At 64.0% G+C, this 11,630-nt stretch carries 10 protein-coding genes; 1 reads left to right on the top strand and 9 read right to left on the bottom strand.

Going from position 1 to position 11,630, the window contains the following annotated elements:
* Positions 1-195 precede the first annotated feature (195 nt).
* The 8 genes from RM96_RS09195 to RM96_RS09160 form a co-directional block, all read right to left on the bottom strand.
* Positions 196-1,224: a hypothetical protein gene (locus tag RM96_RS09195; protein WP_039009978.1), complete on the bottom strand. Its 1,029-nt coding sequence runs from the start codon at positions 1,222-1,224 to the stop codon at positions 196-198.
* A gap of 20 nt (positions 1,225-1,244) precedes the next feature.
* A complete protein-coding gene (locus RM96_RS09190; RefSeq protein WP_039009893.1) occupies positions 1,245-1,499 on the bottom strand; it encodes a hypothetical protein in 255 nt (84 codons plus the stop codon).
* A gap of 32 nt (positions 1,500-1,531) precedes the next feature.
* Positions 1,532-2,314 (bottom strand): enoyl-ACP reductase FabI, encoded by a 783-nt coding sequence (gene fabI, locus RM96_RS09185; RefSeq protein WP_039009891.1) that lies wholly within the window; start codon positions 2,312-2,314, stop codon positions 1,532-1,534.
* Positions 2,315-2,372: 58 nt separating this feature from the next.
* A complete protein-coding gene (locus RM96_RS09180) occupies positions 2,373-3,578 on the bottom strand; it encodes an acetate/propionate family kinase (protein WP_039009890.1) in 1,206 nt (401 codons plus the stop codon).
* A gap of 4 nt (positions 3,579-3,582) precedes the next feature.
* Positions 3,583-4,680, bottom strand: coding sequence for a phosphate acetyltransferase (locus RM96_RS09175; RefSeq protein ID WP_274520162.1), 1,098 nt, complete (start codon positions 4,678-4,680; stop codon positions 3,583-3,585).
* Positions 4,571-6,889 (bottom strand): DUF3141 domain-containing protein, encoded by a 2,319-nt coding sequence (locus tag RM96_RS09170; RefSeq protein ID WP_039009976.1) that lies wholly within the window; start codon positions 6,887-6,889, stop codon positions 4,571-4,573. Before RM96_RS09170 ends, RM96_RS09175 begins: the two co-directional genes overlap by 110 nt.
* A 388-nt stretch (positions 6,890-7,277) precedes the next feature.
* Positions 7,278-7,865: a hypothetical protein gene (locus RM96_RS09165; protein ID WP_039009886.1), complete on the bottom strand. Its 588-nt coding sequence runs from the start codon at positions 7,863-7,865 to the stop codon at positions 7,278-7,280.
* Positions 7,866-7,979: 114 nt separating this feature from the next.
* Positions 7,980-8,369 (bottom strand): hypothetical protein, encoded by a 390-nt coding sequence (locus tag RM96_RS09160; RefSeq protein ID WP_052279412.1) that lies wholly within the window; start codon positions 8,367-8,369, stop codon positions 7,980-7,982.
* Positions 8,370-8,561: 192 nt separating this feature from the next.
* On the opposite strand from RM96_RS09160, the gene RM96_RS09155 reads away from it, so the two are divergent.
* The gene (locus RM96_RS09155) at positions 8,562-10,331 is read left to right on the top strand and encodes a SulP family inorganic anion transporter (protein WP_052279411.1); all 1,770 of its coding nucleotides are present in this window, start codon (positions 8,562-8,564) and stop codon (positions 10,329-10,331) included.
* A gap of 57 nt (positions 10,332-10,388) precedes the next feature.
* Here the strand turns inward: RM96_RS09155 and RM96_RS09150 are convergent, their stop codons facing one another.
* Positions 10,389-11,543: a hypothetical protein gene (locus tag RM96_RS09150; protein ID WP_238587182.1), complete on the bottom strand. Its 1,155-nt coding sequence runs from the start codon at positions 11,541-11,543 to the stop codon at positions 10,389-10,391.
* Positions 11,544-11,630 lie beyond the last annotated feature (87 nt).

Raw genomic sequence — 11,630 nt, 5'->3', positions numbered from 1 at the left:
GCCGGATATAAGTCTGCAACCAGTCCTGCTCAAGCCAGCATGTTCGTCTTACCTTGCAAACCGGGGCGCGTTCATATAAGTAGGTCGCCCCTTCAGGGCGAAACCTGAGGCCGTCGACCCTCGACAGCGCCCAACCGCAGCCACTACCCTCAGGCACCATCTGCAACAGCCCCACAAATCGGCGAAGAACCATACCTAGGGCGCCCCAAGCAATCGCTCCGCCTCATCGAGCAGGGCGGTAGCCGGCAGCATGTCGGCGCGCGCGATCCGTACCAGCGTGAAGGATCGCACCAGTGGCGGATCCCCCGGCACGTGTGCGGTAAGCAGGTCGATCTCGTGCGCCGGCGCCGCGCTGTCGGGCCCGAGCAGCACGTTCATCGCACTAAGCCGCAGATGTCTTTTCTCCACGGAAAAGCAGGAACGCGCGTCCGCGAATACCTTGGCCAGGCATTCCAGCTGACGGTCCAGCGCCCCGGATTCCGGGCCGAACTGCGCCAGCTCCCGCTCGTTCTCGGCAACCTGCTCGCTCAGCCTGGCTTGCTCGCCGGGCGTCGCATCGCCGTCGCCGCCAAACACGGAACGCATGCCGGTGCCTTGCCGCTGGAGCAGGCGCAGGCGCGCAACAAGCAGCGCCCGCTCGCGCTCGAGGACGTCGCGGCGTGACTTGCCGGCTCCGAAACGGGCCAGGCCTTCCATGCCGAACTGATCGAACATGCGCTGCACGATTTCCTCGCGCAGGGCGGCATCGGTGGCGGCAATGATCCTGACTTTGTGATCGCCGAAACTGATGGTGGTCTGCGGTACTTCCGTACGCATGACATCACCTTCCAGCGCCACGCCGAGCGTGCGCCGCTCCGTCATCTCCATCCCGAGCACCGCACAGGCCTCGAGCGTATCGGGCGACTGCTCGAAGAACTCTCGCAGTTCGGGAGAACGGCTGAAGGCCAGTTGCACGTCACGGGGCGTGCCGAAAAACGCCTGAATGTAGGGATCGCTACCCCATGCCTGCGTGCTGGCTTCGCGCGGGGCGGGAAGCCCCTGGACGAGTTCGCGCACATAGTCCAGCGCTTGCCCAAGCGAGGGTCGAAGCCGCTGCTGGTAGCGAGATACCAGCCGCAAGCGCGGATTCAGCCGGGTGACGCGCTCCGTCAGTTCGGCAATCTCTTGCTTGTCGTGCGCATGGACGCCGCGATCGCGCCGGCGCATCCACCCCAGGAATCCCATCGACATGGCCCGCGTGCTGCTCAGCTAAAGCGCTCCTGCAAGACCAGCGCGGTGATCTCATGGCCTTTCCAGAACATGTGGTGAATGCGCGGTTGCAGCTTGCGCAAGGCTTCCGGATCGAGGGATTGAAAGGTCAGCGTTACGGCCGGGTGGGTCCCATCACCGGGTACGTGCTCGATTTCGTCGAATGGCGGGAAGCCGTACTTGGCCAGGAACGCCTGGATCTCTTCATCGGTGGTACCGGCATCGATATTACCTAGCATCAACAGGGACATGGTTAGCTCTCCTCATGCACCGTGGCGGCACGTTACGCCATGATGTTCACGCCGCCATCGACATACAGCGTCTCCCCGGACAGGCGCCGCGCGTAGGGAGTCGCCAGGAACGCGCAGGTGAAGCCGACATCCATGATGTCGACCAGTTCGCCCAGCGGGGCACGCTGGGCGGCATCGCTCAGCATCAGATCGAAATCCTTCAGGCCAGACGCCGCCCGGGTCTTGAGCGGCCCCGGTGATATCGCGTGCACCCGGATACCCCTGGGTCCGAGTTCGTACGCGAGATAGCGCGAAGCAGCCTCAAGCGCGGCCTTGACCGGCCCCATGACGTTGTAGTTGGGCACCACCTTGTTGGCGCCGTAATAGCTCATGGTGAACATCGTCCCCCCGTCGCGCATCAGGGGTACTGCCAGCCTGGCCATGCGCACGAAGGAATGGCAGGAGACATCCATGGCCTTGGCGAAACCCTCGGCGGAGCAGTTGAGCAGCCCGGCCTGCAGGTCCTCCTTCGGAGCCCATGCAACCGAATGCACCAGGATGTCGAGCTTTCCCCACAAGGTCTCGATGTGCCTGAAAACAGCTTCCATTTCGTCCTGGCTGGAGACGTCGAGCGGCATGAAAATGGGCGCACCAAGTTCACGGGCCACCGGTTCCACATAGCCTTTTGCCTTGTCATTAGCATAGGTAATTGCCAGTTCGGCGCCCAGTTCCCGGAAGGCCTTGGCGCATCCATAGGCAATCGAGTGTTCGTTGGCGATACCGCAGACCAGCGCCTTCGCGCCGGCCAGGATCGGACGGGGTATCTCAGGTGTCATCTTTCCGCTCCTTCCCTATGTGTGAGCGAGGTGTGGTCAGCACAGCCCGCCGGCACGTTTAATCGTGATCGGCATGGCCCTGGCCGCCTTCGAGCACCGCCTTGGTATGTCTGGCGATCATCAGCTCCTCGTTGGTCGGGATCACCCACACCGCAACCTTGCTCGAGGGGGCGCTGATCTTCGGTCCTCCGGAGGCATTCGCACTGGGGTCCAGCGTCACGCCCAGCCATGCCGCCTGCCGGCACACCTGTTCCCGTATCGGGACGGCGTGCTCGCCAACGCCGGCGGTAAACACCAGTGCGTCCAGCCCCTGCCCGGCGGCGGCAAGGGAACCGAGTTCACGTCCGATCCGGTATGTATACAGTTCGACCGCAAAGCGGGCACGCGGATCGTCGCTGGCAAGCAGTGCACGCATATCGCTGGATATGCCCGAGACACCGAGCAGGCCGGACTTGCGGTAGATCAGGTCCTCGACGGCGCGGGCATCCATGCCCAGTTCATCCATCAGGTACAGGATCACGCCCGGATCCAGGTTGCCGCAACGCGTGCCCATGGGCAGGCCATCCACCGCCGTGAATCCCATCGTGCTGGCAACGCTGCGCCCTGCCACCAGTGCGCACATGCTGCTGCCGTTGCCCAGGTGGGCAACAACCGTGCGCCCCGCCGCCGCCCGGGCATCCACGCCGGGCAGGACGCTGGCGATGTATTCGTAGGACAGCCCGTGAAAGCCATAGCGCCGCACGCCGCGCTCGGTCACTTCAGCCGGCAGCGCGAACGCCTGCGCGGCATCCGGCTGGGTGCTGTGGAACGCCGTGTCGAAGCACGCCACTTGCGGCAGCTCCGGGCGCTGCTGCGCGAGGATCTGGATCGTCCTGAGGTTATGCGGCTGATGCAATGGCGCGAGCGGACTCAGGGATGCCAGCGCCGCAATGACCTCGGCGCTGATCTTCGCCGGCTGGGTAAAGCGCACGCCGCCATGGACAACCCGGTGCCCGACCGCGATCAGCCGGTTCCCCTCGCGATGTTCGCGCAGGAAATCGGCGAGAAAGGCAATCGCCCCGCCATGGCCCAGCTCCGTACCATCGCCCCACTGCTTCGTTTCCACCTCCTCGCCAGTCGCGTCAATGGCACGGAAGCCAGGCGATGTGTAGAGCCCGTCGATGCTGCCCCGCAGGACCAGCCCGAACGTATCGTCGTTGGCGTCGAAGGCGCTGAACTTGATGCTGGATGATCCGGCATTGAGTACCAGGATGACGTCGGCCATGGCATTACCCCGCTACCTTGGCGGACTCGCGCCTGGCTTTCGCCACCAGGGCGGCAACCGCGCAGGACGCCAGCCGGGTGGGTACAGAGTCCGCCCGGCTGGTGAGAATGATTGGCACCCGCGCACCGAGCACGATCCCGGCCGCATCGGCGCCCGCCAGGAAAGAAAGGCTCTTGGCCAGCATATTGCCCGCCTCCAGATCCGGCACCAGCAGCACGTTGGCGCGGCCCGCCACCGGGGAGTCGATCTTCTTGATCCGTGCCGCCTCCAGATTGATGGCATTGTCGAGCGCCAGCGGCCCGTCGACGATCGCGCCGGTGATCTGGTGGCGGTCCACCATCTTGCATAGCGCCGCAGCCTCGACGGTTGACGGCACCTTCGGGTTGACGGTTTCCATTGCTGACAGCACGGCCACGCGGACTTCCTTGACGTGCAGCGCATGGGCAAGATTGATCGCGTTCTGCAGGATGTCCGCCTTCTCCTCCAGCGTGGGGGCGATATTGATTGCGGCGTCGGTGATGATCAAAGCCTCTTCATGGCCAGGCACATCCATCACGAAGCAATGGCTGACGCGCCGGTCGGTGCGCAAGCCGCTTTCCCGCTTTACTACTGCCCCCATCAACTCGTCGGTGTGCAGGCTTCCTTTCATCAGCGCCTCGGCCTTGCCTTCGCGCACCAGTTCCACCGCAGCCGCCGCGGCTGCGTGGCTGTGTGGCGCATCGACGATCGGATAGGGGCTGATGTCCAGACCACAGGCCTTCGCAGTCGCTTCGATGCGCTCGCGCGGCCCCACCAGGATGGGAGCGATCAGCCCCATTTTTGCTGCCTCGACCGCCCCCTCCAGTGAACTCTGGTCACACGGGTGTGCCACCGCGGTCGGCGTGGGCGGAATGGCCTGGCAATACTCGATCAGGCGCTGGTACTTCTCGTGCTTGTTGTCCATCGGCCACTCTCCTGCTCCAGTTGCATCGGCGCACAAACGCGTTGTGTGGTCACCCGGCCGCACGCCGGACAGGTTCCGGCTTTCCTGCCAGCGCGGCACGGATGCGCGCCAGCATCGCGGCCTGCTCAGGCGTGCGCTGGCTGCCGAGCAAGTGCTCATCGGTGGACAGCTTGTCGAGCAGGGTCAGAAGGCGCTCGCGGTCAGCGGGATCATGGAGCAACGCCGGCAGCGTCCTGATCGACTGGTCCGGTGCGCGTTGCACGATGATTTCCTGCAGGCCCCGGATCCTGCGCCACGCATCCGGCGCCAGCGTGGGCAGGTATTCGGCATAGTCGGAGACCAGCTCCTTGCGCAACTCCAGCCGCGAAAGCGGCAATGGTTCTCCGCTGCGGGTCAGCAAGAACGCCACGCGAGCGAGCGCCTCGACGTAGCCGCCCTCGCTGACGGCCGCGAGGGCTCGCTGGACTTCCGGCAGCTCCCGGGGCTCGGCAATCACTGGCGCGCCGGGCCGCGTTCCGGCCTTGTCGCCGAGATACTGCGAGAACATATTGGCGTAGATATTGAAGAAGGACGCCTCCGTCATGGCGTCGCGCACCGCGCGATAGTTGTCCAGCATGGCGCTCACCATCTCCGCACCTGCCTGCTCGCGCTGGCGCAGCGGATTGTCCGCCGCGAGCGCCTGCCGGTTTGCCCTGACGGCGTCGGCGGCGGGGCCCAGCCAGGCCATCCATGGATTCATGTCGGAGAAGGCCCAGTTCTGTACCCGCAAGGGGTGGAATGCGCGCAGCATGCGCGCCGACATATCGTTGGACATTGCCTGCACGAATGGCTGCGCGAATAGTTCATAGGCGCGCTGGTTGAATTCGGACAATGCGGCCACGGCTTCGAACGGCCTTTCATCTACACGCTGGAAGCGATTGAGCCGCTCCACGATATCCTCGAGCCGATGCTCGTGGAAGGCGACGTCATACAGCGCCTGGCCGTGCTCGTCCTTTTCATCCCGCTCTGTAATGACCATGCCATACAGGCCGGGCGGCAGCAGTTCTATCGTCTTCAGCACCGAGACAATCTGCGCATGCTCCTTCTTGGCGACCTTGCCCGAAACGAAGATGCCGAGATGCCCGATGCTTTCGTGCATCATGCCGACGATGACCTGGCCGCGCGCCTTGATCTCCTCGGTACTCGCGTACTGGTCCACGACCCAGTTGAAGGCTTGCTGCGGGGGCGTGATGTTGTCGCCCATCGAGGCGAACAGGATGATCGGCGACCTGATTTCGCGCAGATCGAATCCTTTTCCGCTCGCGTCCTTGACATCGCCGGACCACAGCTTGTTGCCGACAAAGAGGTTTCGGGTAATCCATTCGATCTCCTCGCGGTTCATCAGGTAGTAGCCGCCCCACCAGTGCTCGAATTCAAGGAATCGCGGTGGCTCCGTGTCGGCCTTGTTGTAGAGGTTGTAATACTTGTCCCAGAGGCTGTTGGCCGGGTTCAGGTTCTCGAAGTTCTGGACCAGGTGAGCACCATCGAACTTGCCGTTGCCGAGGTCGGCGGTGAATGAAGCCAGCCAGGTACCGCCGAGCAGTCCGCCCGCGTAGCGCATCGGGTTATCGCCCTCGCCTTCGCTCCAGGCGCCGCTCCAGTAGGACATCGGCGCGCCATTGATGACGATGGGGCCGGTGTCGTCGGGGCTCGACGCCGCCAGCATCATGGCTGCCCAGCCGCCCTGGCAGTTGCCGACAATGGCCGGCTTGGGGCTGTCCGGATGCAGCGCCCGCACCTTGCGCACGAAGCGCTGTTCGGCCTCGCAGACATCCAGCAGGGTCTGTCCCGGCTCAGGGTCGCGGAAGAAGATCACGAAGTAGACCGGGTGGCCGGCGCGCAGTGCCACGCCCACCTGCGAATCGTCCTTGAAGCCGCCAATGCCGGGACCATGGCCGGCGCGCGGGTCAATGATGACGTAGGGACGGCGGGCCTCGTCCACGGTCACGCCCGCCGGCGGCGTGATGCGCAGCAGCGCGTAATTCACCGGCCGCTCGAACTTGCGGCCGTCGAGTACGAACTCGTATTCGAAGTGCAGAACCGGCTTCAGTCCCTCCGCGGCGTGCTCGATAAAGTGATTTCCGCGCTGGCGCAGCGTGTCCCAGAACAGGATGGCGCGCTGCGCGGCATCCACCGCGTAGGCGAAGCCATTGACGGGATCCGCAGCGGCCAGCGCCCTGGCGGCCGGCTCGCCGGCTTCACCGTCGCCGCTAGCGGCCTGGACGCGGCGTTCCAGAGCTTCCTGCGCGATCTTGACGCGCTTCTGGAGCACCAGGCCGGTCTTGACGCCGACCTCGTGAGCATGCACGAGTTGTTTTCCTGCATCCATGGTGGTCACCTCGACAGCGAGACTTTCGAGCATCCAGCAAGACTGGCGCGGATCAGGCAACAGACTCCCGCCGGATGGGCTGGCGCCTGCCGCAAAAAATTGAAGCCCGGCTGATGACGTGACTTCCAGACCTCAAACGCCATGGCACGTGCACGGGCAGTTCGGTGACGCCGTGCATTGCTGCGGTGCGGCGTTCCGTGTGCCTGATCAATCTATGTTTTTTCCGCGCCGCTTGCCAAGGACTTTGACGCGCAAGCGTGCTGGTTTTGATGGAGAACAGATGCGGAGTGCCCCAGCCAATCGCCGAGGCGGCGTTGCAAGCATAAAGGCTGTCATATGACTGTCACTGACAATCAGATCAGCCGGAAAACTCCCGGTGTCGGTCGACTCAGCGGGCGTTCCTGGGCGTCACGGAGACGGCAAGGGCTTCGGTATAGACGGCCTGCACCTGGTCACCGCGGCGGACGGCCTTCAGTTGCTTAGGATCCTCGACATGCACGTCCACCATCCTGCCCCTTGGCCCCTTGAGGGTCACCATGCCGGTTCTGGCGTTGACAGCCACCACATCGGCGGTGACCGTCACCTCGCGCCCGACCATGCCGCCGGGCTTGGCGCCGGGCGCAGCCCTGTCCTCGATCTGGCGTTCCGTGCTGGAGCGCAAGCCGCTCTGCCTGTTCAGGCTCACCGACAGAGCCTCCTTGTACTCGACGGTAACCAGGTCGCCCACGCGGAGCTGTTCGAAGTTGCGCACCTCCTCGCCGACCTGCAGGTCGGTGACCTTGCCCTGCTTGTTCTTGAGCGAAACGGTGCGCGTGGCGGCATCGATCGCGACCACCGTGGCGGTGGCCTTGACCGTGCCGGTTGCCATGACGGCACCCACGCCCGACGCCATATCCACGCGAGTCTCGGGTTGCGCCATCGCCGGACAGGCCGCCGCGGCCAGCGCGGCCGCCACGATCAGCTTGCTGGGATTCATGCTGTACTCCTTGCGTCACTCAGGTAGCTCTGTGCCTGCGATGCCGCCCGATTCTGCCGCTAACCGGTGCCTCATGCCGCGCTGGCCTGGGCCCGGTGATCAGAGGCAATATCGCTAGCTTTTGAGGTTGCGGCGCTTCCAGTCCCCGTCAGGCGTCTGGCAGAACCAGCCTACCCAGCGTTCCTTGCGGCCAGCCTGGGCCAGTTCCGCACGCACGCGCCGGCATGCGCTGCCCTGGTCCTTGCGGCTACCTTCCAGCGTGAGCGTGCCATCAATGGCCGGACGCCGGCCTACGGCGGGAAACTGTACCGGCACGCTGCCGCCGTCGGGCGTATTCGAGAGGGCGTCCTTATAGAGGCGCACGTACGTAGGGACCTCGTCCTGTTGCAGGGTGCCGATGATGGTGCTGTGCAGGAAGTGGTCAAAGTAGGCGTGCACCGGTGGCGCGGCCATGGCCAGCGCTATCAAGGCGGTGCAGGCGCTACGGCGGCGGACTGGGCTCATCGAAACGCTCCTCTCGCGGGATCGGGAAGCCGGCCATGTTGAAGCACATGCGGGGGATTCCCCTCAGCCTCCCGGGCTTTGACAGGTGCCCCGGGATGACTACCCTTAGTCTAGTCGCCACGGGCATGCGCGGATCAGGCGGATGAGGTGCGCCAGCGTAACCGTCGCTCTTTGCATACAAAAACTCGACCAATGCAATCCAATACGCCAATCCCCAGTGAGGAGCGTGGTGCGAACCGGATAGCCGGATGGTTGCGCTGGCTGCCGGGCGTGGCGATGCTCAGGGAGTATCAAGCCCGATGGCTGCCAAACGATCTGGCCGCCGGGCTGGTATTGACCACCATGCTGGTGCCGGTCGGCATTGCCTATGCCGAGGCATCCGGTGTCCCAGGTGTCTACGGGCTCTACGCCACGATCATCCCGCTGTTGGCATACGCCTTGTTCGGCCCCAGCCGGATTCTGGTCCTCGGCCCGGACTCTGCCCTTGCGGCCCCGATTCTGGCAGTCGTCGTGCAGGTATCCGGCGGCGATCCAGCGCGCGCCGTCAGCGTGGCCGGCATGATGGCGGTCGTTTCCGGCCTGTTCTGCATCGTAATGGGGCTGTTGCGCCTGGGCTTTATTACCGAACTGCTGTCCAAGCCCATTCGATACGGCTATATGAATGGCATCGCGCTAACCGTATTGGTCAGCCAGTTGCCAAAGCTTTTCGCCATCTCCATTAAAGACGAAGGCCCGCTGCGGGAGCTGCTCAGGCTGGCCAAAGCTGTCTCTGCCGGGGAAGCCAACTGGTACAGCTTCGCGGTTGGGGCGGGAAGCCTTGCGCTGATTCTGTTCCTCAAGCGTTTCGAGAGGGTGCCAGGCATTCTGATTGCCGTTGTCCTGGCCACGCTGAGCGTCAGCGTGTTCGGCCTGGATAAAGTCGGCGTGAAGGTCTTGGGCAAGATTCCGCAGGGGTTGCCGACCTTTGCGGTGCCATGGGCTGACGGCGCGGATCTGGTCAGAATACTGCTCGGGGGCTGTGCCGTGGCGCTGATATCTTTCGCGGACACCAGTGTGCTGTCCCGAACGTTCGCGGCGCGATTCCATAGCCGCGTAGACCCCAACCAGGAAATGGTTGGCCTGGGTGCCGCCAACCTGGCGGCAGGCTTCTTTCAGGGATTCCCCATCAGCAGCAGCGCGTCGCGTACGCCGGTCGCCGAAGCAGCGGGCGCCCGGACGCAACTGACGGGCGTCGTGGGTGCGCTGGCTGTGGCGGCGCTCCTGCTGGTAGCGCCTGACCTGATGCAGCACCTGCCCAACAGCGCGTTGGCCGCGGTCGTCATCGCCGCGGCCCTCGGCCTGTTCGAATTTGCCGACCTCAAGCGCATCTATCGCATCCAGCAGTGGGAGTTCTGGCTCTCGGTCGGCTGCTTTGCCGCCGTCGCGGTCTTTGGCGCGATTCCCGGCATCTGCCTGGCAGTGGTGATCGCCATCATCGAATTCCTGTGGGACGGCTGGCGGCCTCATTTCGCCGTTCTTGGCCGCGTCGAAGGCTTGCGCGGCTATCACGACGTGGAGCGCTACCCCCAAGCCACGCGGATCCCGGGCCTGGTGCTCTTTCGCTGGGATGCCCCCCTGTTTTTCGCGAATGCCGAGCTGTTCCAGGAACGCTTGCTCGAAGCCGTCGAGGCGTCGCCAACGGCTGTACGCAGAGTGGTGGTGGCAGCCGAACCAGTGACCAGTGTCGACGTCACCTCTGCCGACATGCTGCGAGAGTTGAGCCGGACATTGGGCGAGCGCGGCATCGCGCTGCATTTCGCCGAAATGAAGGATCCGGTCCGCGACAAGCTCAAGCGTTTTGAGCTGATGGAGGTCATTGGCGGTGAAGGGTTCCACCCTACCGTGGGCAGCGCAGTGGATGACTACCTCGGCGATATCGGCGGCGATCTGGACGAGGCTCGTCCCGATGAACAGCAGTCATGACGCACCCCGGAGGAGCTGACGCGCATCTTCAGGTGGCGCCACCCTTGACATCAAGCACTATGGCGACGCCTGCCCGGCGCCATCGTCATTGAAATTGTAGCGATGGGTGTTGTCCGGGGTTTCGCCGATCCTTGTGCCGCTCGGCCGGAACAGGATGCGGCGGCGGAACCGCTCACTGTCCGATTTGGCGCTCCGGGCAGCAAGCTCCGCGGCCTCCGCGTAGGGCATTGGGCGTTTGTCCTTCTCAATCTCAAGCAGCATCGTCTGCTCGTTCACCCGCACGCTGTACTTGCCCAGGTTGTAGAGGAGATACATGGCGAATAGGTTGTCGACGTCCTTGTAGGCGCCCTCTTCCCTGCGGAAGTCCCGGGACAAGACCGAGGGAAAGCGGTTGGGCAAGTCCTTGAAGGCCACTTTTTCCTCCTCGTTCGGATCCACATAGGTCGAGCCGCCATATTTCTTGTACAGCACCACGTCCATGCCGTACCCGCGCATGCCCCACTCCCTGATGAGCTTCATCGCCATCTCGGTGGGGATGTTGGCCGTGGCTGCCGCCACCACCCGCCGTCCGGACAGCAACCTGGCACTGGTGACCTCCAGGTCCTTGTAGCCAGCACCGAACTTGAAGGCAGAGCCGATGGTCTTGGCGCAGTTCAGGCGCAAGTAGTCATACTTGACTTCGCCGCTGTGATACTCCGTGTTCCTGGCCTGCCGGTGATAGTCATCATTGATACGCCTGAAGTAGGCCACCAGGGCCTCCTTGTCGCTGGCCGGCACGCCGTGGACGCGCACGCCGATGACCGAGCGCTTGTAGATCTCGCCGAAGTCGAGACCAAACGAGGCCGTCTCCGCGATCGACGAGACCGTCTTGAACAAGTACTCCTTCTTCGGGATGCCAACCATCAGATCCGAGGTGTAGAAGCCGCTCTCGTGCTTGCGTGCACGGTCGGCATAGAAGTTGGCCGAGTAGACCAGATCGTCGCCAGGCACCTCGTCCCGGATCGCCAGGGCGAGATGGCCGGCCGAGCCGCCCTTGGAGGTCCCAAAGCTGATCAGCAGCTCCAGATCATAGGGATCCTCGCGAAGGAGGTCGGTAATCTGGTCGATGTTGGCGGGCTCGGGCCCGCCCTTGCTGCCGAAGCCGGCGGCGGCCGCACCCGTTGGCAACAGGACCGCGATCACTACGAGCCAAATCGCGAGCCGCATTCTCATGGCTTCTCTCCCCGGATGGCGCATGCCATCCGCACGATTCCTACTTCCGGTGCAAATTCTGGCAGTGCCATCGCGCTTTCCCCGGGG

This window comes from Cupriavidus sp. IDO, assembly GCF_000812465.1.
GTDB lineage: Bacteria > Pseudomonadota > Gammaproteobacteria > Burkholderiales > Burkholderiaceae > Cupriavidus.
Note: the sequence above shows the minus strand (reverse complement) of the source record. Positions and strands in the feature narration are given on the sequence as shown.